The following is a 26,301-nucleotide window of genomic DNA, read 5'->3' on the forward strand; positions in this document are numbered from 1 at the left end:
AAACACTAGCGACATGCTGTGCGGAAAACGGCGAAGCATCTGGTCGCAACCGCACATCCCGTTTACGCTGCCGGAGATGAGTCGGCAGCCCGCACCCGCATCGCAAGTCTGCTTCCCGGTCCCGCGCGTGCCGGCGTGGGCGACGCCGCGCGCCCGTTCCGGGGACCCGGTGGAAGGCGCCTTCATGGCTGGCAGCGCCTTGAATGCGCTCGACAACCTCGTGCAGGCCGAACCCGAATGGAGCGGGGCGTGGCGGCATCGCCTGGCGTTGAGAGCAGCAAGCGCCTGCATAAAGCTGATCGGTCGCTCCGAGGACGAAGCGGCGTTGCGAGACGCCTGGTTGGTACGTCGGTCCGGCGACGAGCCGGGGCCTGCCGGCAATGTGCTTGCCGCGTGGCGCCGGCTGGCCGGCCGCACGCTGCCGCCTGCCACCGGCGATCTGCAGGCGGTCGCCGCCCTGCTCGGCGTCGGCTGGTCGGACGGTTTCGGCGACCTGATCGACGTCACGCGCGATGAGGTGCGCAGCGGCACGCTCGCCCCCGTGATTGCGGCGCGCATCGCAGCCGCCGTCGTGCGGGATGACCCGAAGGCCGAAATCCTGGCCTGGTGGCTGGCCGATTGCGCGCTGTCCTGGCGCATGGGCTGGCGCCACGCCGTGCCGATCCTCAGCTCGCAGATCCACACGCCGCTTCTGCGTTCGGGGTCGGAGGGCCGGCGCGCCCAGCCGGGCAGCGATGCGTTTGAGCAGGCCGCCTTCATCGCCGCGGCCCTCGGAGCGGCCGAGGCCTGCCGGCTGGCGGCGGACATGGCGGCGCGGGCCGAACGGCTTCGGGCGGTGGTGCCGAAGCTGCGATCCAAGGCGGCCGGCGACGTCGTTGACCGGCTGATCGGCGATGATGCTGTGTCGGGAACGGTGACCAGCAAGAACCTGTCACGCTGGGCCAGCCGGCGGCTGTTCGATCGTCTGGTCGAGCTCGGCGCCGTCCGCGAGCTCAGCGGCCGCACGACCTTCCGCATCTACGGGATCTGAGGTCGATGGCGGAAGCAGCGCGCGCGAAACGAGCGACGGGCCGACCAGGCGACGGTCTGTTTGATCGGGAGCTGGATCACTTGCCGCCGGAGGCGCGATGGCGGGAATGGATGCATCGCGTCGAGGCAACGATTTTCGCGGCCAGCAAACCGGTCGGCCGCGAGACGTTGGCGCGGATCGTCGGCAAGACCTGCAGCATCGACCTTTTGATCGACGACATCCGCGAGGAGTTGCGCGGTCGCCCCTACGATCTGGTCGCCGTCGCCGGCGGCTGGAAGCACCTGACCCGACCAGCCTATGCCGACGCCATCCGCACGGCCGTCGGCGAAAGCGAACGATCGGTCGACCTCACGCAGTCCGAATTGCTGGTGTTGATGTGCATCGCCTACTTCCAGCCGATTACCCGTGCAGAACTGTCGAGCTTCTTCGGCAAGGAGATCAGCCGCGACTTGATCGGCAATCTGCGCTCCTTCGGGTTCATCGCATCCGGCCCGCGCGCGCCGCAGCCGGGCGCGCCGTACACCTACGTCACCACGCAGGCATTCCTGCTGGAGTTCGGGCTCGGCACCCTGCGCGATCTGCCTGACTTCGAGGCACTTGAAGACGCGGGCCTGCTCAGCAAGGAAAAGCTGCTGGCCGGCGACATCATGTCAAGGTTCACCGATGGGGACGACCCTGGCGCCGGCACCGTTATAGACGAATAGTACCCGCGGCAGGGGCGCCACCAATCATTGGGGCTGTGGAACTCCAAGATCGCGGTGACGCTTTGACGTGGTCCGATCGCCGGCCACGCGCAGATAGGCCGTCAGCACGTCGGCAAGCCCGGCACGGGGCAGGGTTTGGCGCATGGATCTCGGCCGCGTCTGGTGCTTGTCGAGGAAGTCGGCGAAGCGGGCGATCAGTTCATCATGGCCGCCCGCCGCAAGGATCATCCGACGCCGATGCGCGGTCGCGGCGTCTTTGTCGGTCACAAGCCAGTCGAGAGATTTTGCGGCGAGCAACTCGAAGCAGCGAATGCGCGCGGCCGTCGAGAGATTCCTAAGAGTGCCCGTGGAGCCGATATCGACGACGGCCGGTGCGGACAGCACGCGCGAGACAACATCGCTGGTTGCCGCCGAACCCGTTCCCGATTCCACCCGGCATATATCCGCGATCGCACGTTCCAGTCGGCGCGCGGACGCCTTGACCGCGGTCTTGGGAGCAGCGCGCAGGTCGAAGCCGCATCGCGCACAATAGTGCTGCGCGACAACCTCGCCCTGGTCGAAGGTCGCGATGGGGGCTCGGCAGGCGGGGCAGCGATCGCGAAGGCCACAGCCATGCGCGAAACACGACGCACGCAACGCCAGCCGCCACTGCCGGCGGAAATACGGCGCCTCGTCCGCTGCAAGGCACTGCGGGCAATACTGCAGCCAGGTCGAACGCCTCCGGTGCGTGTTGTCCCGCAACGGCAGCAGGAGCGCGGCCATCGCAAAGCCGCTCATCATCATCGCCGAGATCTCCTCGGTCGCCCGGCCGGTCTGATGACAGAGCAACGTGGCGACGCGGCGCGGCAGTCGAAGGTCGAGACGCGGCGACCACATCCTCTCACTGAGGCCCAGGACGCCGGCGAACGACCGCGGCGCGATGCCGTTCGCGAGCGCGAGACGGTGGAGCCAGCTCGACAACAGCTCGTCCGGAAGCGGGTCGACGGAAACCGGCCACCGATTCCCGGCGACGTCGCCATATCGCTCGCGGATCTCGATCGTGAAGGCCGCCCGTGCTGCATTCGCTGTCACAGCAGATCCTCGCGCACCGGCGCCCGACGCCGCTTCGAGACCGGAACGTAGCGCAGCGCCTCGATGCCCGATTTCGTAATTCGCTCCTCGCCGGACCTCACTGCGGCTGAGGCCGCTGCGGAGATGATCGCCACGATCTCGCCGATCAGTCCCTCGGAGAGCTGGAATATCCTTCGCGCCAAGGGTTCATCCGAGAGATCGGACGCACGGACAAGCGGCAAGGCGCTCTTCAGGCTGTCGAGCAGCGCAAGAAACTCCTCGCCATATTGCCATCGCGGCACGGCGTGTAGGTCGAACCTGGTCGCCATTTCAGCGGTCTGGTTGACGAAGTCATAGACTGTGACCTCACCGATCAGAACCGGAGAGATGTCGAACTGGCGGCCGATCCTCCGCAGGAAGGCAAGCACGGCCTCGACGTCGCGGGCACGGCCGCGCAGCGCATTGTGGAACTCATCGAAGATCAGGATTCTGGGCTTCAGCCTGTCGAGCAGATGATCGACCTGTTCGGCTTTGCGGCCAACGTTCCGGCTGCTGCCCGTCGGCGCGCGCAAGGCCTGCAGGATGCTCCCGTAGAAATGGGCGAGACCGGCCCCCTCGCGCGTCTGCACCACCCATACCCGCTGCTGCTCAGCTGTTCTCAGATGCCGGACGGCGAACCGCTCGGCGATCATCGTCTTGCCGTTGGCATAGGGGCCGACGAGCATCAGTCCTCGGGTCCGCAACGATGGCGGCCGCGACAGAAGTTCGGCAAGGCGTTCATGCGCCGTGACCGCCACCTGATGTCCAATCCATCGCGGCGCCTGAATGTAGGTGATCCGCTCTTCCGTGCTGCGGTCGAGGTGAGGACGAACGTGATCGAGAAGATGACCCGTCATCTCACCAATCCTCCACCGGCAGGCGGCGCTTCGGGCGAGAGGGATGATCGGCGGGCGCCGGCGGCTCCGGCCGCATCGCGTCGTAGGGCTTGGGCGCGTCAGCGGCGTGGGATTTGCGCACGGCATTGCGCAGCTCGGCCTTCGACGGCTTCGATCCGCCGCTAATCTCCGCGATCCGCCGGCGCAGCGTTACCTTCTCGACATCCGTGCGCGCGTTCGCGGCGCGTCGCTGCAGGCGGTCGGCCTCGTGCTCCCACAACGTCATCGGAGCAAGCATGCCGTCGCGCCGCTCCACGGATCGAAACTCCCTGGTTTCGGGATCGCGGGCATAGACATGGCTGATGTCGCGAGGATCGTATCGAAGCTCGAGCTTGCCCAGCCGATCTCGCTGCGGAACAAGCTCGCCCAGCCAAGGTGAGTAATAGTCGAGCGCGAACATGCTGACGCCCTGCGGTGAGATGCGGCGCTCCGTTCCGGGCATGAATGCCAGCAGCACCCGCATGGCATCATCGTCGAAACGCGCAAGGTCGTGCGCCTGCCGGTTCCATTCCGACGCCGGCACCTTCAGGGTCCTCGCGTTTTGCTGCAGGTTGTGGTCGATCACCGCGAGCACGACGCATCGCTCAAGATCGGCGAAGCTGAGACGCGCCCGCCGCTCTGCGGGATATTGGTCGCGGTTCGCCACGGATCGGCCCGTTGAGCCGGGCTGCGTTGCAAGAACCCCGTTGAGCTTCCCAAGCAGCCTTTCGACCACGCCGCCGTGATGGACCCGGCCGCGATCTCGGTAGCGGATGCGGATGCCGTAGTCCTCGCACCCGCGCTGGAAGGCATTGCCCTTGAACTCCTTGGCGGAGTCGGTGACTAGCGATCGCGGTCGACCGAACATCGGCCACCCATGTTCGATACCCCGCGCAGCCAGCCATTCCTCCTTCGGACACATCGCCTGCGCCAGGCACAATGCGACCGACAGCGCCGACGGCTTTTCGAGCGTGAGGCAGAACCCGAGAATACAGCGCGTTGCCAGTCGGTGACGAGCGTCAGGTAGGCCCTGCCGACGAACGTCCCGCCGCCCTCGACAACCTCGACAAAATTGATGTCGGTCGGCGTGTGATCGATCTGGCAGACATCCAGAGGGTACGCCGCGTGGATGTATCCAGGCCGGGCCTTGAGCCGATAGAGATGTTTCGGGTTCGCAGATCGCTTCTTTGCGATTTCCTCGGCGCCAAACAATGCTGGTATTCGGCGAGCGACTGTGAGGTAGGATGGAGGAGCCAGGCCGGCCTCCTCGCAGCGGGCGCGGATCTCGGCCACGACCGGAGCGAGGGGCGGAGCCTCCAGCACCAGCCACTGCTCTCGCAGTGTCGTCGCGATGATCTTCTCGATCTCCTGCTGAAGTCGCTTCTTCCGTGTCCGATCCCGGTCCGGCAAGAGCGATGTCACGGTCCGATCGACACGGTAGCGTGTGAGCAGATTGTAGACCTGCCGTGTCGAAAGGCGCAGTTCGGCTGCGGCCCGAACGATCGCGGCCCGTCGGGGACCCGAGCCGTCCAAAATCCTGTCGAGCTCGCGCGCAACCCGGCGCGCCGTCGACCATGCTTCTTCGGAATGTGACGCTGCAGGCGCCGGTTTCAGGCTGTGCAATCGGTTCGGCAAAACGAGCGGTCAGTGAAATCATTAGCGAAAAATCATCACCATCGTAGCGCCAAAACCTAACAAGCACATGACTATTGCGCGATTGAAATCGGGAAGTGAAAGCGACAGCGACCGAGGCTTTGGCGCGGCTTGACGAGCGACTGGCGCGTTCCCCCGTCCGCGACGGTTTTGTCGAGCGCCAGCACTTCGCCGACGCAGCCGCCGCGCTCTGGCTCGCGGGCGAACTCGTCCACCTCGAGGACCTCGTCCTGCACGACGCCCATATGGACATTCGCACCCCGACCCACGAGCTCACCCGCGCCCATGCGGTGCTGCGAACCCGCCGTCGAATTTTGTCGCAGAAGCCGGACTGGGCGCTCAGCCGCGACGGTTTTTTGGCGCTGACCGGCCGGGGCGGCGCGACGCCGGCATCGGGACAAAAAAGCCGGGACGGGGAGGGGGCTGGAAGCAGCACCGTTGAAACCGACGGTCGCGATGACGCTGAGGCCGACCTGCTGGCCGAAGAATTTGCCGAGATCGATGCCGTCCTGGCCCGCTCGTCGAAGATTCTCAGCGACGCCGACGTGCCTGGTCGAAAGGAGGAAACGTCACGACGAGACCGGCCGGAGCCGCAAAACGGCCTGATCTACGATCTCGACTGGAGAAGAAGAACGGCTGGCCGAATGGCAGGCCGTTATCGCCGGGACGCGCGATCTGCCGGTCGTCCTGCGAGCGGCGATCCTGCTCGAGGCCTGGTCCGACATCGAGGTGCTGCAGCATGCCGCCTGGCTCGGGCCTCTGCTGATTGCCGCGCTGCTGCGGCAGGAAGGTCTTGCCGCCAACCATCTGGCCAGCCTGCATCTCGGCGCCAAAAACATTCCGCGGGAGCGGCGACGGGCGCGCAATCGCTCCGATCGGTTGCTGGCCTCCGTCGATGCTATCCACGACGCCGCGTTGGTCGGCCTGAAGGAACACGATCGGCTGACGATGGCGAAAAGCCAGATGGAACGTCGGTTGCGCGAACGCCGCGCCAACTCGAAGCTGCCTGACTTCCTCGAATTCGTGCTGTCGCGGCCGATCGTCTCGACTGGCATGATCCAGGAGAGGCTAAAGGTGACAAAGCAGGGGGCGCTCAACCTGGTCGGTGATCTCAATCTGCGCGAGATGACGGGGAGGAGAAGGTTTCGGGCATGGGGAATTGTTTAGTTGAACAACGTGATTGTCGAGCACGTGACCTGCCACTGAACTGTCATCCAGTGGCGATTAGAGCCTTGGCCGTTTCTGTTACGCCTCTTGGCGCGGGTTGAGCAACCGGCGGAGGCGCGGAGCCTTCCATCAGCACGACGGTGATGCCTCATTTTTGTGTCGGCGGCCTGCGGATTTCGAGAACAGTTATTCGCATGCTCGCCATTTACGTGAAGCTCGGCCAGATGCGGTATCCTCTATATAGCCAACCTCCATACAAGTCTACTTTTTGCAAATGTGGCAGTCGGTATACTCTACTTTTGGATTCTTATCGCCAAGCCAATCAACATCGCTGACCCCTTTAGCCTTATCAGTTATAGTCTCAGTTGCCGCCTGTCCGTTAGCCGCATATTCGACAATCGCGCATTGTCCAGGGGGTGCCGTCACATGGATAGTACTATCGCCAACAAGCTTTGCGCTGCCCGTGCATGTTCCTTTGAACGGAGCAGTGCAATCACATGCAAACGACACATTAGTCGCTGCTGCCGACGCGACAAATATTAGTATTGCGAGCGCCATTTTCATAGCTTTTCCTCCCTCGTTGTTAGACCGCCTTTAGGTGATCTTAAAACATTACAGTACGAATAAGAATACGGTCCCGAGTCGCAAGTTCACCCCTCACGTGCTGATGTTTGTAGGCATACGATCGTCCATCAACATTGCTTTTTCAACCTCTAGTACGGGGCAGGGGGCATAAATGTCTCCTTTGATTTATGCATCGAGAACTTAACCCCCCTCGCGAACTTTGTCACTGCATATTGAGTCGGATGGCTACGGAGGGGCTGTCAAAATATGAGCGTCACATGGCGACGAGAAAAAGCTCGAGACATGTGGTCGTACACAGCTAGGTCCAAGAAGAGGCTGGTCTTGCAAATGCGTAAGTCGCTTGACTTCAAGTTTGCAGGAAATCAAACGCGAGGTGATGTCGGTGGTGACACGTGTGTCGAGCTTGGCAATGATGAAGTTGACGCATCGATTGTTCCGGGTTCCTTTGCTATTCGCTATTCTAGGCCACAGGCAGGTAAAGACGTTATCTTGGAACCACTTCCCAATAAAACTCTTGCAAAGATCGATGAGAACGAACGTAGTCATCACGGCAAAGCTTTTGGAGGCGCCTTGGGGTCGAAGTCCCCTCTTTACATCTAGTCTACTTTGGCATCGCGTTCTCCTCTTGTGGGACCGCACTCACTTCGAGCCGGATGCTGTTCCTCTTGATTCGGTGCATTTGGCCGCATTCTGAGATGGACCGCAGAGACGTCGCGTGAGATTTTTAAGGTCTGGTCGGTGCCGTCGATCTTACTCGCGTCCGCCCATTTGCTCGGCTCCTCGAAGTCGCTGTTGTTTGTCCGGTTGGATCCAAAGGTTTTGAGGAAGTTGTCTGCCACATAGTGCTCGCTTTCCGTCACCAACACGGAAATGTGTTCACGTACGCAATCGGCCGGGAGGAAGAGTTCCTTGAGATTGGGATCCTTTACTGCCCCGTCGGCAAAGCGCCCCACAACCCATTCCACCAGTCCGTCGGATGTTCGCGGCTCCAGGAGGTCAATATGTGCCAACCCATCCGGTTCGACGCCGGGGGCCAGCGGCCGAATCAGTGCTGGCGCGCCACTCACGCCATCGACAGGAGTGCGCATCACAGTGACGCTCAGGGTTGAGGTTGAGAGCGGCGCACCGTTGCTGTTATGGTGAAGAATGCGCGGAATGTAGGCGCCATGATAGCCGACCCCGCTGTACCGTAGCGAAATGCGTCCGTCGTCGGCCACTTCTAGTTCAAGTTGGCGGTCGGCCGGCACGCGAACCTGATTGCGCGTTGGCAATGAACACTCAACGCCTTCAATACTATGCTCCTGATAACGGACCAGCCCAAGGTTGATGTGAGGTTCGTAGGTTTCGTGCTGGTCAATTTCGATATCGACGTAGAAGCGCCCAGTGTCCGGGTCGAGTTTCGGATCGTAAAGAGCGAGTGAGACGTTGAGCGTCGAATTGGATGCCTTGTCAGGATTGGTGCTGCCAGGCTTCTTGTCCGCCGGTAACGGCATCACCGTCTTTACTGATTTCACACAATTGCGGAACGCCGATGCAGGAATCAGCGCGGGCAGGTCGCCGGAATCGTGGATTGGATCGCGGCCCCAGCGCGTCACATAGCGGGCCGCCCCCTTCGGGGGCATCCCGCTCCCGTTTGTATCTACAAGCATGGCGATTTCAGCATCGATCTCCTCGACGACCATCTGCCGGACTTCAGGGATCTCAGGCGCATCGAACAGATGCGGCGGCCAACAGACCACGCCTACGCGCTCCTTAATTCCCCGCTCGAAAAATCTGTCGCCGACGTCGCAACGGAGTCGGACAGTGCGCCTATGTCGAACGCCGCTTTTGTCCCGAATCGTCAAATCCTCCGGGTCGTAATTCTCGATCTCGTAGTGCAGGCTCGGTGCGCAAAAGATCGATGGTAGCTGCTTCGGGCGTTCGGTCGAGCGGACGATCAGCGTTCGGCTACCACTCGCTGCTCCGTCGGAACTTAGGGCGAACCGTTCGTCCAATGAATCTTCGTTAGCGTCGAACTGGCCGCGGAAGCGGCTAACGGCGCGGGCGTTGACGGTGATCGATCTGGCACGCGTGTCTTTGAACGTGTATCCCACGAACGTGGGTTTCAGCGTGGGACCATGTCCGAAGGCAAGCCCGACTACGTCGCCATCGCCTGTTGTGGGACGGTAGTCGATATCGTTCATCGACATCAGCGTCTCAGCGTGCGGTTCCGGGATGAAGCAGAACTTGCCGGTCGTTTTGTCTTTGCGCGGCGCGATGTCGTCGCGCCAGTCTTCCCAGACTCCTGTCAGGTCGAGTCTCGACGTTGATTTGCGGTGGAATCTGACACGACCGCCGAAGAAGATGCGATTGGAGCCTTGAGTAAGCTTTTTTTCAGCGTCGGCGGATTGTGATGTCGGGTTTTCTTCCGGTCCGATGCCCCAAGCGATGAGGTTGCGAGTCCAAGCCACACGGATACCGGTTTCATGATCCTTTTGACTGGGGTGCGGGTCTGGACTATGCACCGCCCAAAGCACCTCAAGGGCCGGCGCAGCCAGCGGGCGTTCGACCGCGTGTACGAGGCGCAAGGTTTGATAGCTGCTGAGCGCCGGGATCGGGAGACGCCGGAGGGCGCGCAGCAACCGATCGGCGTCGGTTTGAGTGGCGGCTAGCTCATCCATCCGCCGGCCACGGAAGTTTGGCTTTTTCTCGAAACTCTTAAGGATCTCGGCAAGCTGGCCGGCTTCACTTATATTCGCAATAGCATTGGCCGCCATGGCCGAATAATTTTGAGCGAAGTGAACCGTCGCCGCCATCGGTGCCTGTGTCGCCAAGTCCGCGACCGTCTCGGGCAGAGACCAAATGGTCAGATCGATTTGTTCAGCTGGTGCGAGCCGGACTTTTACAAGGGCTAGGCCGCTGCGATCAGGGCCGATATCCTGAGTGTCGAAAGTGCCTACAATCCGATTATGGAGCGGCAGGGCCTCTAGGGGCACTGCCACAAGCTCCAACGACAACCCCGCCATATCGGGCCAGTGGCGATCGCGCCCTCGCGAGTCAGGCGCAAGCAGATCGACAATCACCGGAGGCGAAAAGCCGAACTGCTCGGCCGGCTGACCGTTCTCGGTAAAAGCCATAGTCATAAACCGCGCCTTCGGATCAGGGTAGCTTAGCACGCTGTCCTGCGGAGTGACCAAATCCTGCATCACTGGAAGTTTTGCGGCTGTGCCGAGTTTTGGCGAGAGGGTCAATTGCTGGTAGGGCGGCTCGGGAAGATCTTCGAAGTCATCGAGTGCGCCGTGCAACTCGGCCATGTCGAACGTCGTTTCACCGGGGAGGATCACTCGCTCCTCCCGCGCATCCCTGACCTTACCGTCGTAGCCGGTGCGCACGACGACGTTCCGCGCGTCGTCGGCCTCGTCCTTTTCCTCAGGGGGTGGCTTGTGTTTGAACAGTCGTGGCGTTGGCAACGGCTCATGCCGCAGAATCGGGAAACCGTCCTCGCCAAGCGGGACACCTGGCCCCTGCGCGAGAACATATACCGAGGAATTACCCTCGTAGATTTCTGCGGCGTCCTTGAGCCTCACGCTGGAGCCGTTTATTAGCATGCAGCGAGCGCCCAACTTAACTAAACTGTCAAACCGGAAGCTTGGCAGCGAGCCCCGCTTCGGTGCGATGGTACGCTCCAGTTGGATTTCGCCGTCGCCCGAATTGGTGTTGGCGCCGTGGGCTGGAACCGCAAGGCTCCAGTTGCGCCAGCAGGCGAGCGTCTCATAGACGACGGCAAGGGGCGGTTGATTTTCATCGGAGACCTGCACGTCCCTATGCATGGTCTGCACGCTGCCACCAAAGCGGTCTACTGGCCAGACTGGCGGTGCGGCGAGCGCCGTCGGATGCTTCAGTTTGCCTTCCACTTCGGGAAAGTTGACCTCGCGGTCCATCAGACTGAGCCATCTCCATTTGTGCTCACGACCCATCTGCGTCGCCACGTCGATACGATAACCCGCGATCAGATCCTCGAGGTAGAGGACACGCTCGCTTGGTTGCAGCGTATGGCCGTCGGGCCGGTTTTCCGAGGTCAGCTCGTTGGCCCCGGCCTCGCGCCGAAACCGATCGACTATAGACAAGCCAACGCCGTGCTGACCCGACACGCCCGAGGCAAGATCTGAGCGCCGGGCGCCATCTTCGCGGGCCTGCCGATCGCTGCGTGCAGCACTCATCCAACCATCGACGGCGGCATTCACGTTGAGCGATACTATGTCAAACCGCTTCGTGTCGCCGAGGTGGAGCAAGCCAAAGCTGCATTGCGAGTCCGGCCCTTGTACATTACTTGCCCTAACCTGCAAGGTGCCGTCGCTCTGTGGGTCAATAGCGGTCCAGACCGGCGCATTGAGCACCCCACCCCCACCTCCGAAATCGGCGCGCATAAACCTCGCGTTGTTTGGCACGTTCTGAGCCGGGATAGTCACGTCGATGATCAGGCCGAAGAAGGCGGCGAGTTGCGGATACGCGTACATTCCGCCGACCACGCCCATTGTGTTGAGGGCCTTGTCGTTGTCGCTCGGACTTCGCTGCGAATCCCGGTTCCGGGCTACTTTCTCCTCGTCGTCCGGCTGCATGCCAAGCAGATAGTCGGCATAGTCGTCCCGGAGCTGCGCAGCGAAGGCTCTGGTCTCTGCGGAGGCGGAAGCCCGATTGGCTTCTGCCTTTGCAGGATCCCCGGCTATGGCGCGCCATGCGGCGTCGTAATACATCGCCGCAATTGGCGGCTTGTGTCGGTTCTCGGGTCCAAAGTTGGAGTCTTGCGGTCACGCGACTTGCCATCGGCGCGCGCTTCACCAAGGCGCGTCGCGATGCTTTTTCCAAGTGCCGCGGAAATGCGACCGACGCGCTGGTAGCCGCGTTCGCCGTCATAAGATTCCCGCTCGACTTTGGCGCCCCCTGGAAAAAAGGTTGCACACGGCTGGGTGCGTCGGCATAGACCTTGCCATAGTTTTCGATCCGGCGGACAGTCTCGTTTGCGAGCCCCTGGAGACCTTCGATGTTGAATGTTCTTTCAATGGGACTGTCGTCACCGCGGCTGTCCGTCGGCTGGTCTGGCCGCGTACCAGGAAACATCTCGAAAATAGCCTGGCTCTGCTGCGTCGAAGGCGCGAGCGGATTGAGGCGAGTTGCGAGACGCTCGAAGTCGTCGGTGAAATGCATCGCCACCTGGCCGAAGACGGACGCGGCTGTCATGGCGATTGCGGACATTGCCAGCCGGTCCACTGGACTCCCTAGCACGTATGTCGCGGAGCGCCGGCCCGCCTGAACCGCGAGGGCACTTTCACCTTTAACCAACGTGCCCGGGGATGTACGTGCAGTCGCATCGAGCAGGTCGCGGCCGACCGCCTGCACCCAAAGTTCATCGCGATCGGTGGTATTGGCCGGCCGAGGAATCCACTCGAGGAGCGTTGCCTTTTGGCGAAAACCTGTATCGAAGACGATGTCGACGCTGTCCGGCGTAAGGCGACTAAAGATTTCCGACGGCCACCGTGAGAGATCCACGTTCCGTGCGCCAGAGCTTTCAACGCTGTCGTCGGGCTGCAACACCAGCGAGATGACGAGATCGCCATTGTCAAGCACCTTACATGGTTCCGGGACCGCCCGGACGAGCACACGAACTTGCTTACCCATCAGTTCAACTCTTTGGCGAGCGCTGAAAAATACTGCCGGTATCTCTTCCAATTAGTGACGCGATTCGCGACGTCGACCTTGATGACCTTACCCTCGGCAAGGAGGCTCTGTCCGCCGCTGCCTCCGCCCGAGAACTGGTACTGCGCGGTGTAGCTGTAACTGATCTTGACGAAACCTACCTTAAAGCTGACCGTCACTGTGAGTTGACCGGTGACGTTGCTGCCAACTTGCCGAATGCGAACTTCAAAGAAAACGGCGATAGTGAAGCAAACGATAGTACCTTCGCCAATGGCACGCACGAAGCCTTCAAGGATCAGATCCTGCCCCTTGTGCTTCTCGATATAAATGCCTGCGCTGACAAAGCCATTCGCATTGAGCGGCCCGAAGGTTATCGCCACCGCTCCGCCGAACTCGAGCTGCATCTGGAAGTCGACAATGTCGGAGGCAACGGTCTGCAGCGATAGGTAGCCGGCACCGCCGTACGGCGTGCAAATGATCGTGAGTGGCTTGTTGCGCGCAGCCAGCGCGAAGCGAAATGCAACTGGCGAACCATCAAAAGTGAGTTCAATCGAGATATCGATCGCAAAGTTTAGGAGTGCCAGCGTGCCGAGCGGAATTCGTTCTTGTTCGTAATGGTAACCAATGACAATGCCCAGCGGATTAAAGATCAGATGTAGATAGATGCCGCTCTTGCCGCCGAGGAAACCCGACATGGCTTGAATAAACTGGACAACCGGCCCGAACGTCACCGCATCCTTGGCAAGGATCACGTGGAAGTTCGATCCGGTTTCATCCAAGGTGAAACGCAGCTGGTCAAACCTCACTGTAACAACGTCGAATGATGGGCTGGAGAGATTGATGTTGAAAAAACGAATATCGCCTTCAGCCTGAAAAATTGGCTTTGGCTTAGCGGGATCGCGGAGGTCCACGCCAGCGCGCGCGTAGAGCGTTAGATCGTTCGAGTCCTTTCGCGTCGCCAGCTTGTCTTTGAACGCATCCGAGCTCGGGAAGTTGGGCTTATTCTTCCTGCGGGTCTGGTCAATCCAGAAGATCTTAGAGGACTCGGAAGGGAAAGATTTGAGTGGGACGCCCCACTCATAATCAAAGCTCACCTGCGCTGGGATGAAGGAGCGCAGCGCATCCTCGAGTTCTCGCGACAGACCGTCGAGATCGACGAGGTCGGCTATCTTGCCGTGCAGCAGCAGATCAGCCAGCTGCCGGGCCGGCTCGAGCGCTCGCGCTGGCGCGGGAATTGCTGTTGTTTTGATCCAGCTTTCGGACAACTTGATCAAAGCGTTGATCTGTGTGTTGCGTGGGCCTGCGCCAGGCGGAAGCGCGAAATCGAAAAGGCTGGTTGCGCTCTCGATGGCTGCACGCGCCTCATCGATCATTTTGCGCTCGCTTATGATCGCGTCGCCGATCGTGGGATCGGCGAGGAGGTCAAACAGCTTTTTGTCTAGGAAGAGCTTAAGCGTCTTGACGGCAGTGGCATCCCACGTAGCCGGATTGAGCTTACTGTTCACATCGTGGGCGAGACCGTAGAGGCTTGTCGTATTAGGCCCGGCGATAAAAGTCAGGGCCTTGACTAGAATCGGTTGCAATCTCGGGAAAATAACCTTGTCGGCGGCGTTGAGCGCATCCAGTCCCAGCGTCATGCCGCGAGTGGCGAGGCCCATAATGGAGCTCGCAGTGTCGGTCACTTTGGCAAACGCATCCGTTGCCAAGGTGAGGAAGGACAATCCCTCGCCCAACAGGGTCGTTACCTCGTCCTCAGTAGGTGGGTTACTCAGCGGGAGCCTAGCTGCATTGACGGCCGCATCGAGCACCTTGTCGGTCAAAGCCATCAGGCTGCCTGCCGCCGTGTCGAGCTGCGCATCAATCTCCTGGTCGACCTTGTCGAGAATGTGTTTGGCAGGGGATACGAGCGTGCCGGTCTTGTTGTAGTCAACGATGAGGCTGCCGACGAAGCGCAATGCACTCTGTTCGGCCGCAGCCAGCGTGCCGGCAAGTTTTTGCAGAACGACCCAGCTCACATCGTTCCCAGCGCTGTCATGGACGATCGTCAGCGCTTCCTGGGCGGCGGCAATGGTGTCCTTCAACGCTTCCAAAGCAACGGCTTGCAACGCGGTGAATTTGCCGAGAGCGGCAGCGACATTGGCGCTCACGCCGGCGAGACTCGCGGGTGTGGCATTCTTCACGATCACGCTAGGTGCCGTAGCGGCGAATTCCTTGCGCAGAACCTCGAAATCATCGAGCGTCGCGTCGAGCCGCTGGCGCAGCTTCGCCACGCGCACCCGGGCCTGGCTGATCGCTGATCGCATTCCCGGTGGAACACGCGGATCATCGAGCACGAGATCCAGCGCGTCGATTACATTGCCAAGCGCCAAGTTTACGTTATCTGCCTGCGTTGTGAAGGACGGTAGTTTGACCAGCGGGTCGGCGTAGGTCTTGAGAACATCTGAGAGCAGACCTTGTGGGTCGGCCTCGGCGAGGAATTCGTGAGCCAGAGCATACACGCGCTCCAGCCCCATGACGCCGACGGCCCAACTGATCAGTGCCACGGTAAGTTGTCGCGGCAATTCGCGCAGATGCCGCTCGATGTCGCCCGCATCCTTTTCGAAAGTCTGGGCGATGCGCGACAGCGATACATAGCCGTCGATCAAAGGCTTGGTCACACTCTTATTGAGTAGGGAGTGCTCGAGCGTCTGCTCGCCGACCTGCAGTGCCTGTGTCGGATCGAGTGTGCCAAATTTGGTGATGTCGAATCTGACGACTTGGCGCCCCACCTGGTCTCCATCGCCATCAACGATCTGCCAGTTGTCGGGCCGGCCCACTAGGATCGCGATCAGGAAGGGATAAAGCGTGTGTTGAAGATCGGTGTTCGGCGGATCAATAACGGTGACGTTGAGGCCGGGTTTGCCATCTACCAGATCGCATTGCAGCGTGACGCTGAAGATCAATGCGGCATTGAGTTCGGAGACGTAGCTGCGGATTTCTGCGAGGACGGCGTCCCTCAGTGACTCTCCGAGCATCTTTAGGGCGTCGTTTAGTTTGGTGATAAATGTGTCGACGATTGCAGGGGTAGGACTCTTAGCAACGGCCTTGATCTCCGCCAGCGTCTTGCGGATGGCAGACGCGGTAGCACCCAAAGCCGCAAATGCCTTGCTCGCCTCGTTGGGCTGGAATTGGCTCGCAGCCGCTTGGAGCTTTGCCAAGGATGTGCGCAACTCTACGAAGGCGCCCGCGAGGCGCGGATAAAGGTCTGCAAACTTGATGGCGGGCGCGATACCGAGTTGGGCCGAATAGTCAGCAAGGTTGTGATCCAGTTGGCCCGTGGCGCCGTCGACGGCCGCCGTGATCCGACTGGCGACGTTCGCAGCTTCGTCGGCGAACTCCTCAACGTTCTCGGTGATCTTGTAGGTGGTCGATTCGATCATCTCCGGAGCGCCGTCGATGAAGCTCAGGATGGGGACTACTGACTGCAGCGGGATGATGGCGAAGAGCTTGGGTAGCTTCAGCGCACCGACTAGCGCTTCCAGCCCGTCGAACTGGCCCGCCTGCGCGGTACTAAGTTCGAAATTGTCGCTTCCCGTGTCGCCGGCGCCGGCTGTCATACTGCCATCGCCGAGCGCACTGTTAAGATCCATCGTGGCCGTCTTACCGCCGACTGGCCCCTGTAGGCTCAGCGCCACTGACTTGATATTGGGGGTCACAAACCCACCCGCAACGGCGGTGTTGCCGTCAACGACCAAGTCCGTGGGTCGCCTGCCGGTGGTTTCGTTCAGCAGCGACAAGAAAATCCCGGATGGGTTCTTAGCCGGTGAGAAGCCGTAATGGAGGTAGTTGAGGTCGTAGCTAGCAGCCGTGAAGCCTCTCGACTGACCGTTCATGTAGTTGAGTGATTGCACCTCGACCTGGGCTTCGGCGACAACCGGGTAGAAAGGCGGCTGGTCGGCGCCTTCCATCACGGCGTTCATGGTGAACTGAAAGCTAGGATCGGCCGAGGTTCCAACAGGACTGCTGACCTCGCGGCCCTGCGCGCCCAGCAACCAATCGCGGGTGGCGAACTCGGTGCTACCGGCTTTGCTGTCGTCGGCGTAGCGCATGCGCTGGTTCGCCGTATCTACCCGGCGGCCAGCGTCAGTGACTTCCCCGGCCGGCATGAGGCCGTTGTAGAAGGCGACGAGTTTCGAAACACCCAAGGGGTCGTGCGCAAGAGTGTTGTCGACGACAATCAGGGGGCTCTTGAGTTTGCGCTTGTCGCCGTTCGAATATTCAACCTCATACTCAAACTGGATAACGCCTTCGAGCTTATTGCCTGGTTGCGTCTTTGGAAAGAACGCCGCTCCTCCCATTTCTCCAAACGTGCCTGGCATATTCCCCTTGTCGAAGGGATCGACGATGTCAGGCGACGTTGTCGTCAACACCGTAATGGCGGTGGTGTAGAAGGCACGCCCGCCATAGCGCTGGCTGACTGCCGGGAACGATTTACGAGGTTCACCGACGACCACGAAATAACGCTGTATGAGATAGGCGACCGGCGCCTTGCCCGATCTATCCCTGGGGTCGGCGCGGAACTTCCGCTCTGTCGACTTGATTACCGAGCAGCGGTGTCCAAGCGGGAAAAGAAAGCCTTTGTACACCACTTCCACGAACACATCGCGGCCAAGGAAGGCTTGATGTTGCCACCGTTCGATTGTGAGAGCTGGCCAAAGCGGCTGAACGTCCTCGCGCATAGTGAAGCCGGAGGGCGGCTCCCATTGCCCCTGGAGATTGACGGTCGCGCCGAGGCTGGAGAGCGCGATGTCGGCGCTGCTCAAAGCCTGCGGCGCGAATATGCCCTCGTCGCCCAAGAGGCCTGTCGCGGCTATATAGTCCTTTGGCAGCGGAAAGACGGTAGATTCCGCGCGCTTTTCGTCGTCGGTGCTGCTGGGGTTTTGGAAGAGCACCGGGTCGGGGACTGGCAGCAAGGCGGGGAGACCATAGACCGAACTCAGCAAGACTAGTTCGTGCCGATCGCGTGCGTCCAGGGACATGCGCATGGAATGAGGGGCAAGCCAGTCGCATGCGGATTCCCAGATGTTGCGCGGCGGGTCGCGCCAAGGCGCTTCGTTGGAATGGGATGGGTGCTTCCTGTTGCTAAAGAAGCCGGGACGTGCCTTGTCGAAATCGGGCGACCACAACGCACGTACGCTCTTTCCACCCAGATCGGGATCGAGACGTGCCGACCACAGCATGATACCGGCGGCAATCCGCTCGTCCGTCAACTCCGGCGGTGTGTGCCATCGCGCATCGTTGGCGGTTGAGAGCTGCAGGCGATAGGGGATCTCCATTGCCGAGTCCTCAGCGGTGGGCCGGGTCAGCGCGCGATCGATTGCGTAGGTCTTGTCGCGAATCTCAGTATCAACAGTAACACCAGAGATACGCAACTGCTCGGCGAGCGAAGCATCGCGCCGCAAAGCACGGGCAGCCACTTTGGCTTTGAGGCCGCGCCAGTAGGACAATGCGCGGACCGTATACGGACGCGGCAGGAATGGTGTTCCGCGTGTCGCCGGGTCAGCCTCGTGCGCCTCGGGGCTAAAGGCGAAGACAAGACGGGTCGGACCGGCGCTGCGGGCTTCTGTTACATGATCGAGCGATTTTAATAGCTCGTCGACGACCATCGACGCGGTTTTCAGATCCTTGTCGCGTTCGTTTTGAGCCGCCGCTAGATTTTCCGTTTTTATTTTGTCGACAACCGGCGGCGCCGCGTTTCGAAGGTTCCGTGCCGCGTTTGCAAGCTCGGCGTTTCCATTACCCCCGGTGGTTTCGTAGAGACGCGTGGTTCCAAGTCGCACGTCTTTGCTGGTGCGGTCTTCGTTTTCGACTACTAGATAGGCCTTCTCCGTAATGTGCTGCGGCGGAAAGCGCACGATCATCAGCGGATCCCGGCCAACGGGCAATTTGAATCCCGGCAGACAATTCTCGCAGCTGTCTAGGTATGCATCGCCGGGTTTACTGACGAGATAGAGGTCCCGGAACGAGTATTTCAAGCTCAGAAGATCGGCAGTCCTCAACACCCGGACCATGGCTCTCTCGCCCATTACAGCAGAGAACAGCGGCGGGCTGCCGAGCATGTAACCTGCAGCGACCAGCGTCGCCTTCCGATCGGGCTGCAGTTCCTCGAGGGCGTAGTCGATTTGCGTCTGCTCGAAATCGATCCGACTGTAGTCGGCTCCTGGCAAGGGTACGAATGCGTGGTGGAGGTTGGCTTTCGCGGTGAAGGCCGTTAGCGCGTCGTCTGCGCTTTCGGCCCAGAGTCCAAGCTCAGGGCCGCCTGAGATAGTCAGCGGGACGTGACCGCGTGCCTTGTAGGCAGGATTTGACCGAAAGTTCCCCGTGAGCCAGGAGTGAGAATGCTTGCCCCAAACGATCTCGTTCAGCCTGGCCATCTCCAATTTGAAGTCCGGCCACTCGCGAACATGGCGCTCGGCAGCGTCCTTTCTTGCAGAGAAAGCGGCTACCGCCTCGAAATTGAACGACTTGGCGACGACACAGGTGCGAGAGGTCGGCGAAAGGTCGGCCAGAACCATCGAAAGATGCGGTTCCTCAGGATCGGACGCTTCAAACATGAAGGCGTCGAGTTCGAGATCCGCGGTCTTGGAACTCGCAAAGCGCCCGCCGGCCCCGTCGCTCATCGGCCCTTCGGCCCACAGCACGGTGACGCGATCGTCTGCCTCATAGCCCGGGATACGGCTGCTTCGCGCGGCAAGCAGTTCGAGGGCGGGAACGCGCGACGGCAGTGCCGTTTTGCCGATTGCAAGGCGCAGCGTGCGTACAGGGATCCGGACCCCGTTGGCTCTGAAGCTGATCGGCGTCTCAAGACCGTGCAGAGCGAAGCGTCCGTTTGGGGCAAACGAGAACACAGCGGGTCCGCCGGCCGCCAAAGAGCGATGATCTAGAGCCTTGGCAATGGAAGCGGCGCGCGCGGCACTGATGTTACCGCTGAGGTCGCGCGCATTTGACAGCCAATCGATCAGATCGACCTCGTCCCTGATCCTGAGTTCCGGAATCGTGAGCGCCAGAGCCGCGCGCCCGTCCACGAAACGCACTGTCAGGGTTAGGTTAAAGCTCAGCTCACTGCCGGAAAACGAGACCGGCTTTATCGCAATCTCGACCGGATCGCTGGATGGCGAGACGTCGGCATCGCGCCCGAGCGAGTGACGAGCAAGCGGACCGAACCAGGCCAGTAGGCAGGTCCAGTCGCCGGTTCCATACTGAATTCTGAACGACGCGTCGGTGCGAGTCAGATGGATGCTGTCATCGGCTGCGGCGAAAACGTTGGCCACCGGCATGGCCGCTAGAGTCGACCCTATTTTCAGAATGCCGCGTCGTGTGACGAGAGGTCCTCGAAACCGAGCCGCTAAGTAATCACTTCCGCCGGGGGTGTGGTCCCCCTGGTCCTGCGCCCCCCCTTGTGGGGCTTTAGCCATTCTGCTTCAGGCCGAGCAGTAAAACTGCGCCTGATAAACCGACATAAGACACTGCTGGAAAGCAATACTCAACCAACTCTGCCCCCCCCCGGGAAAAGGACGACGTCTCAGGATTGGGCCTTAGAATTCCTCCTTATTCTTCAAATTGTCAAGGGTTCCTTCGGCAGGATCTGCGGCATCCGAAGTCTTATGACTTACCATTGGTTAACCGTCGCGCGTATATTGCGTCCCGCCCGCTAATATCATCTTTGGTAAGTTTGCGTCGTTCTTCACCCGGCGACAACACTTCCAGCATGACAGGTCGGGGGTTTAACGTACGATCTCTTATATCTGCCAGTCCGATGCAATGACCCATCTCGTGAAGCGCAACGCTGGCGAGATCCCACTCAATGTGCGTCGGCGCTTTTTCTCCAACATTCCAGCTGAGCGCGGCATTGAAGCGGACGTCGCATTCGGCAATTCGACCATTTTTCCACTTCAGCTCGGAACGCCCAGGGGCCGCATACTGTTCAAGTGGACCGAAATCAATGCGGTTGCGCCCATCCCTGATCGGGAATAATCCATTCAAGGGACCACAGTCCTTAGTCACGGCGCGCAATCTCAATGATGGTGAATTCCACTTGGAGGCGGCGTTCTGAACAATCGCGACCGCTCCCTGCGGGAGCTTATGACTGCAAATCTCGAAGAGTATTTCGATTGGATGATGCCGGTAAGTCCAATCAGCACCAACGAGTTCGAACCCAAGGGCGGATTCGACTTGGATCGTACAAAACATTAGAGCCACGATTAGCCTGCAGGTCAGAAGCGTGAGCCCCCATTACCGATCTCGACAAAGGTTGTCAGTACGAAAGCGCAAAGGCCATTGTCAGGCAACTAGTGCGATCAGCCTCACAGCCATGACCGCCGAAATGACTCAAATACTTTCGTTATTTACTTGTCATTTACCTAACACAGTATTACAGTCGCCGCCAGCGAAAGTTGGTCGAGCTTTTGCAGAAAGTTAAAGGCGAAGGAGTTGAAACGTGAGGAAGCTTTTGTTTGCGCTTGGATTGCTCGCCAATGCTTCGTTCTGTTCGATCGCCAAAGCGGACGATTGGGTACTTCGAGTAGAGAAAGACTTTCGAGTTTGTCATGTTCAAAAGACGACAGCTTCTAAACTCGGCGAGGACTTTAAGGGACCTTTTGCGACCCGAAAGGCTGCATGCACCGAGGGCAAGAATCAGTACGATTCGACATCCAGTGACACCACTAAATGCTGGACATATGGGCTAGGATCAGTCGATGGTTGCAAAATTGAACATGTCGACTTGCCTCACTAGTGAAGGGCTTAGAGGCCCGCCGCTGCGTACGGCGCCACCATCGGATAGTCCCTCACAAGGCTCCATTTGCTCGGTTAGTCGTCAGGCTGTCGTAGTGGACGCCAAGATGCCTCTTAAGCGATTTGAATTTCTTACCGTCTTCCAGACAAACGATGTAGTCAGGAAATACTGATCAAATTAAGTTTGCATTCTCAGATTAGCTGCACAGCTAAGCTACGGAAATCATTGACTCCGCATTCTCACAATTTACTGCCAAGCGACAGCAGCCTAAACCGTCGCCAGGCCCCCGAGACAGTGGTAACCCTATAGAAAGGGCATCGTCTTCGGTTGACGTTGCTTAGGGGGGAATATGGCAACTTACTTTAACGAGTATTTTAACGTCAGTCGTGATCAGGTTGATGATTACGGCGCATTCAACGTGTCGATAATCAACGATCTGCCTTTGTTCATCGACCCATTCTTGCTGTTCCACAGCGCGGATGCACGCTACAAGACCCTACATGCGGAGATTCTGAAGTACATAAAATTTCTGCGTGACGCGGTTATCCGCGGCAAAATCAACAAGGACCTAATAGCGGCGTGGTTTTTCTTCTCCGAGGTGAAGCAGAACTGGCTGGGTTTCTCGCTCGTCGGCAACGGTGGCTCGGGACTTGGCGAGGGATTTGCGAACGCTCTCAGCGGCAATCTGGCCGATTTGTTTGCTGATTTCGGTGATGAGAAAATCACCAATGGAAGCCATGTCGAGAAGGTGTGCCTGGTTCAGGGCGGTGTAGGTCGAGACAATATCAGCGACTTCACGACCAATCTGATCAAGGACTTTTTGTGCACCTACACGGAAGCGTTCACTTTGGCCCATATAGCGCCCGGACTGCGTAAAAAGGTCTGGGTCGGCAAGGCGCGGTTCAATTATGAAACCCACTCGTGGGAGCGGCGGCAGTACGAGCTGCCATGGCTAGCCCGCGACCAGGATTTCGTGCTGTTGACGCCCAAAGACATTCTCACTCGCGACGAAAACTGGATCAATCGCACGGATATGATTCGCGACTTTGAGAGTATCCCAACCGCGATCGCAGACGATGAGCTAAGGGGGCAGGTGTTCGCCTATTTCGAGAGCGTGCTAACAAGACACGAAGACCGGGAGCCGAGCCAGCGAGAGCATGACGAGGCAGCGGTTAAGACGATTATCAAGTTCCCCGCACTGGTCGATTATTACATCCGGAGCAAAGAGCTCAACGGCGACCAGGCCGTTGATTTGAGTACTGAGCGCGTGTTGCTCACGCGTCAGATATTCGAAGAGCAGGTGCGCTTGCTCCAGAAGGACCTAGCCAATTTCACACCGTTCTACGTGATCGCCGGCAGCACCTATGAGGAAACCCACCAGCGGCTCGCCTATCTGAAGGATGTCATCGAGAACAAAGGTGGTCACCGCATTTTCTGGCGCGACGGTAAAGCCATTCAACGGGAGAACGATCTGCACGTGCTCGCGCGACTCGTGTGGTTCGGGTCCCCGTCGGACGTAGGTGCGGAGGCAAACGACGGCCGTGGGCCAGTCGATTACAAAATCACCAGGGGAGCATTCGATAAGACTCTGATTGAGATGAAGCTCGCGAAAAACACCTCGCTGAAGCGGAATCTTGAGAAGCAGTTGCCGATCTACCAAGCGGCTAGCGACGCGAAGGAAGGCATCAAGGCCATCATTTATTTCAGCTTAGAAGAGAAGATCCGCGTCGACGCTATATTAGACGAGCTAAAGCTTACCGGGCACAAGGACGTCGTTCTGATCGACGCACGCGCCGATAACAAGCCATCGGGATCTAAGGCTTAATACGCTTCGACCGAAGTCTCAGTATTCAATGCGCCAACCAATCCCCGCGCTTTGCCAAGATGCGCTCGGCATTAAGCACTTTGCCTGGCGGACGTATCCGGACTCCACCGCGGCAAGCTCGAGAACGGTACTCCTCGCCGGGGGCAGTCGGTCCCGCGTCTCGCCTTTGGCGCCGCAATGGCTGACGCTCCTTCGGCTGCCTTTTTCTACAGCGCTGCTTCGCACGCGTGGCGCTTTTGCGTGCCTTTTTTGTCTGTTCCAGCGATGCTCGCGCGTTTCGGCACTGACGCTGCACGACTTTCCGATTTTCGTACCAACTTCACGGAAGGATCATATACTGCCATTGCCAGTAACGGGGCAGGCGACTTTGGGGAGGACCACATGAAATATGGGCGTTTCGCGGCTGCCGCAAGCGTGGCGGTTTTCTTCTCGCAGGCCGCGATCGCGGACGAGCTGCGCATTGCAAGCTGGAACATTGCCAACCTTGCAAGCGGGCCAGGTGTCGATCTTCGCGGGCAAACCAGAACGCAGGACGACTACGACTATCTCAGGAACCAAGTTCGCATTCTCGGCGCCGACATTATCGCCCTTCAGGAAATCGGCAGTCTTCCGGGCGCGCGTGCCGTGCTCGGAGATGGCTATGAGATCACCTTTGAGACACGCTGCACGGCACATGAAACCAGATGCCTTTCCGATCACGATGATATCTATACCGCCATCGCCTACCGGAAGGGGCTCGCCGGCAGAGTGGAGATCTTTCAGATTGACAGTCTCGGGATCGATCATGCCGACGAATGCGGCGTTACGCGGCCTGTGCGGGGCGGCGTTTGCGTGAAGCTCGATATCGGCTGGCAGATGACGTGGATTCCGTCTGTCCACATGAAGGCAAGTTGCAAAGATGACATTATCGAGGAAGGCGCCGAGGATGATTGCCGAACGCAGCGGGCTCAGTATGAGGAACTCGCAAAGTGGATCAAGAGCCGACCCGAAGGCGAGGCCGTGATCGTCACGGGCGATATGAACAGAACCCTTCTCAAGCCCCCAGATTCAGTTCGCAAGGAAATATTTCTGGACCAGTTCTCAGGCGTGCTGTCGCTTGGCACTTAATTGTAAGAATGCGCCGGCTTGGTTCAGGATTGGCATTTAATCGTGGGAATCTTGGACGTCAGAGTCTCAAATTAACTGCATTTGAGAAGAGGCTCTCGACCTGCGCGCTCGGGCTATTATGTTCTCGGCGGCGTCGGTGAATCTCACCCTGTTGTCACCCATCATATGCCCACGCAGCATTCGCAGCATCTCCGGTCCGGCACGCTCGACGATAGCTACCCCTGCCAGCAGAGCCGGCCGCAGGTGAAGCGGCAGGATCGGCTTTGCAGGTGTGGGCAGATTCTCCTGTTGCTCGGCAATGACATGGTCGAGATCGGGGATGATTGCGCCGAGCACCCGGAAGCGCCAGAGATCGTGCTCACGGGGTATAGGTATTGGAATGCGTCGCATCAGGAGAAGCCGGGCGATTTCGGTTGCCGATGTCCAGGTTCGGATGCCGCGTTCGGCTTCATCGTCGAGCAGCTTTTCACCCCGCAGAGCCGCACGGTGATATTGCCGGAAAGGGGAGGGGAGTTCACCATCGCCGAGCCCTCGCAACAATGTTCCGCAATGCGGGCAGGTGATCCGCCATCCCGCCAACTGGCTTCGCAGGATTGGCGACAGTTCCGCGCCACGAGGGCTGCAACTCGCACAGGTCTGAGCCGGTCTCGCGGCGATGAGCCGATGCGATAACCTCGGCGCACCGGTGAAGGCCATGCGACGCAAGACGGCCGGTCCGATGGCGAACATGTTGGCCAGCCTGATCTGGTGAGCGCCGCTCAGATGGAGATCGGCGCTGCGCAGCGACGGCACCTCTGGAAGGCAGTGCCGAAGCATGACAAGCGGAGGGACCGCGTAGAAGGCTGCATGGCGGTTGATCCAAGAGGACAGGAGTTCGTCGGCGACAGGTGACAACCGCACCGGCAACTGCCGTGACGGCGTGTTCTCAATCATGCGAATGCCGCCTCGGCATCGAACTCTGGCTCCCAGTTCTCAATCGATGCATCGGTGATGCATTCGTGGCCGCTTTCGATGGCCTCGATGGCCAGGCTGTTGATCATGTGGAAGATGCTGGCGGTGATACCCTCAGTGATCTGCAGGATCCGGCGCAGCGATTTCGGCGTGAGCACCGAGGGCCGACGCAGCGGCGTATTGCGCAGGATCGACACGACCAGGGTTTCGAACTGTTCGTTCGCAGCCCACCGGCTCAAGGTGAACTGCTCGAACCGGCGCGCAAGCTGAACGTCGCCGCTGATGGCCTCCCGCGCCTCGTTGACGCCGAAGCAGACCAGCGATATCTGCAGACGATTGCTGAGGAACCGCAGCGTGTTCAGGACGATGCGCTGCTCGCGATAAGTTCCGGCGAGGATGTTGTGCACCTCGTCGATGACCAGAACCTGCACGCCGATGGCCTCCATAATGCGTAGCGCGGCCTGTTCCATCTGGGCGATGTCGGCGCGCGGCCGCTGTGGCGCGCCGAGAAGGGTGAGCAGTTCGGCGTAGAACCGTCGCTCGCCGGGGCGGCTGGTCATTTCCATGGCCAGGACCGGTGTCTTCAGTGTGCCCGTCAGAGGATTGAAGCTTGGCGGGTGCTCGTCCCGGAACCGCTTCATGATCATCGTCTTGCCCATGCCGCTGTCGCCGTAGATCGCGACCGAGGGCATACGCGTGCCTCGCGGTTGGACGAGGAGCGCGCTCAACCGGTCGAGTGCCTGCTTGGCGCGCGGATAGAGTACCCAGCGGCGTGATCGTATCGCGCGAACGCGTTGCTCATCCGTCTCGGCGAGCAGCGCTGCAGCGCCGGCGGTCAGGTGGGAGACTTCATCGTTCATTTTCACTCC

The 26,301-nt window shown here is 59.8% G+C and carries 16 protein-coding genes and 2 pseudogenes; 6 read left to right on the top strand and 12 right to left on the bottom strand.

All coding sequences use genetic code 11. The features are described from left to right. Positions 1–76 precede the first annotated feature (76 nt). Together NKI79_RS18820 and scpB are read left to right on the top strand one after the other, a co-directional pair. On the top strand, positions 77–1,030 hold the full coding sequence (locus tag NKI79_RS18820) for a DUF1403 family protein (protein ID WP_352803395.1): 954 nt from the start codon (positions 77–79) through the stop codon (positions 1,028–1,030). A gap of 5 nt (positions 1,031–1,035) precedes the next feature. Then, on the top strand, positions 1,036–1,734 hold the full coding sequence (scpB, locus tag NKI79_RS18825) for an SMC-Scp complex subunit ScpB (protein WP_352620115.1): 699 nt from the start codon (positions 1,036–1,038) through the stop codon (positions 1,732–1,734). A gap of 24 nt (positions 1,735–1,758) precedes the next feature. Here scpB and NKI79_RS18830 read toward each other — a convergent pair whose 3' ends face one another. The 5 genes and pseudogenes from NKI79_RS18830 to NKI79_RS18850 all read right to left on the bottom strand — a co-directional run bounded on the left by NKI79_RS18830 (position 1,759) and on the right by NKI79_RS18850 (position 6,092). Beyond that, on the bottom strand, positions 1,759–2,805 hold the full coding sequence (locus tag NKI79_RS18830; RefSeq protein ID WP_352620114.1) for a TniQ family protein: 1,047 nt from the start codon (positions 2,803–2,805) through the stop codon (positions 1,759–1,761). After that, positions 2,802–3,680 (bottom strand): TniB family NTP-binding protein, encoded by an 879-nt coding sequence (locus NKI79_RS18835; RefSeq protein ID WP_352620113.1) that lies wholly within the window; start codon positions 3,678–3,680, stop codon positions 2,802–2,804. The genes NKI79_RS18830 and NKI79_RS18835 overlap by 4 nt, the downstream gene beginning before the upstream one ends. 1 nt (position 3,681) lies before the next feature. Beyond that, positions 3,682–5,333, bottom strand: a pseudogene (locus tag NKI79_RS18840) (transposase). A gap of 71 nt (positions 5,334–5,404) precedes the next feature. Next, complete coding sequence (locus tag NKI79_RS18845; protein ID WP_352620112.1) at positions 5,405–5,596, bottom strand: hypothetical protein; 192 nt, start codon at positions 5,594–5,596, stop codon at positions 5,405–5,407. Positions 5,597–5,882: 286 nt separating this feature from the next. Next, positions 5,883–6,092: a hypothetical protein gene (locus NKI79_RS18850; RefSeq protein ID WP_352620111.1), complete on the bottom strand. Its 210-nt coding sequence runs from the start codon at positions 6,090–6,092 to the stop codon at positions 5,883–5,885. On the opposite strand from NKI79_RS18850, the gene NKI79_RS18855 reads away from it, so the two are divergent. After that, positions 6,027–6,518 carry a DUF1612 domain-containing protein gene (locus NKI79_RS18855; protein WP_352803398.1) on the top strand — a complete coding sequence of 164 codons (492 nt, stop codon included), beginning with the start codon at positions 6,027–6,029 and terminating at the stop codon, positions 6,516–6,518. The two genes, NKI79_RS18850 and NKI79_RS18855, sit on opposite strands and share 66 nt — an antisense overlap. Before the next feature lie 261 nt (positions 6,519–6,779). Here the strand turns inward: NKI79_RS18855 and NKI79_RS18860 are convergent, their stop codons facing one another. Further along, positions 6,780–7,082: a hypothetical protein gene (locus NKI79_RS18860; protein ID WP_352620110.1), complete on the bottom strand. Its 303-nt coding sequence runs from the start codon at positions 7,080–7,082 to the stop codon at positions 6,780–6,782. A gap of 342 nt (positions 7,083–7,424) precedes the next feature. On the opposite strand from NKI79_RS18860, the gene NKI79_RS18865 reads away from it, so the two are divergent. Beyond that, positions 7,425–7,703 (top strand): hypothetical protein, encoded by a 279-nt coding sequence (locus NKI79_RS18865; protein ID WP_352620109.1) that lies wholly within the window; start codon positions 7,425–7,427, stop codon positions 7,701–7,703. Here the strand turns inward: NKI79_RS18865 and NKI79_RS18870 are convergent. The 4 genes and pseudogenes from NKI79_RS18870 to NKI79_RS33265 form a co-directional block, all read right to left on the bottom strand. Beyond that, positions 7,700–11,836: a hypothetical protein gene (locus NKI79_RS18870; protein ID WP_352803360.1), complete on the bottom strand. Its 4,137-nt coding sequence runs from the start codon at positions 11,834–11,836 to the stop codon at positions 7,700–7,702. The two genes, NKI79_RS18865 and NKI79_RS18870, sit on opposite strands and share 4 nt — an antisense overlap. A gap of 921 nt (positions 11,837–12,757) precedes the next feature. Next, a complete protein-coding gene (locus NKI79_RS18875) occupies positions 12,758–20,086 on the bottom strand; it encodes a hypothetical protein (RefSeq protein WP_352803361.1) in 7,329 nt (2,442 codons plus the stop codon). A gap of 331 nt (positions 20,087–20,417) precedes the next feature. Further along, the gene (locus NKI79_RS18880; RefSeq protein ID WP_352803363.1) at positions 20,418–21,005 is read right to left on the bottom strand and encodes a matrixin family metalloprotease; all 588 of its coding nucleotides are present in this window, start codon (positions 21,003–21,005) and stop codon (positions 20,418–20,420) included. A gap of 552 nt (positions 21,006–21,557) precedes the next feature. Then, positions 21,558–21,721: pseudogene (locus NKI79_RS33265) on the bottom strand (MucR family transcriptional regulator); the annotation flags it as partial. 177 nt (positions 21,722–21,898) lie between these two features. On the opposite strand from NKI79_RS33265, the gene NKI79_RS18890 reads away from it, so the two are divergent. After that, a complete protein-coding gene (locus NKI79_RS18890) occupies positions 21,899–23,374 on the top strand; it encodes a DUF8370 family protein (RefSeq protein WP_352620105.1) in 1,476 nt (491 codons plus the stop codon). A gap of 177 nt (positions 23,375–23,551) precedes the next feature. Beyond that, positions 23,552–24,481, top strand: coding sequence for an endonuclease/exonuclease/phosphatase family protein (locus NKI79_RS18895; RefSeq protein ID WP_352620104.1), 930 nt, complete (start codon positions 23,552–23,554; stop codon positions 24,479–24,481). 66 nt (positions 24,482–24,547) lie between these two features. On the opposite strand, the gene NKI79_RS18900 is transcribed toward NKI79_RS18895, so the two are convergent. Continuing rightward, entirely contained in the window at positions 24,548–25,414 is an 867-nt protein-coding gene (locus NKI79_RS18900; RefSeq protein ID WP_352620103.1) for a TniQ family protein, read from the bottom strand. Further along, positions 25,411–26,292, bottom strand: a complete 882-nt coding sequence (locus NKI79_RS18905) for a TniB family NTP-binding protein (RefSeq protein WP_352620102.1) — start codon at positions 26,290–26,292, stop codon at positions 25,411–25,413. The genes NKI79_RS18900 and NKI79_RS18905 overlap by 4 nt, the downstream gene beginning before the upstream one ends. Between the last annotated feature and the right edge of the window lie 9 nt (positions 26,293–26,301).

The organism is Mesorhizobium sp. M0340 (assembly GCF_040321535.1).
GTDB lineage: Bacteria > Pseudomonadota > Alphaproteobacteria > Rhizobiales > Rhizobiaceae > Mesorhizobium.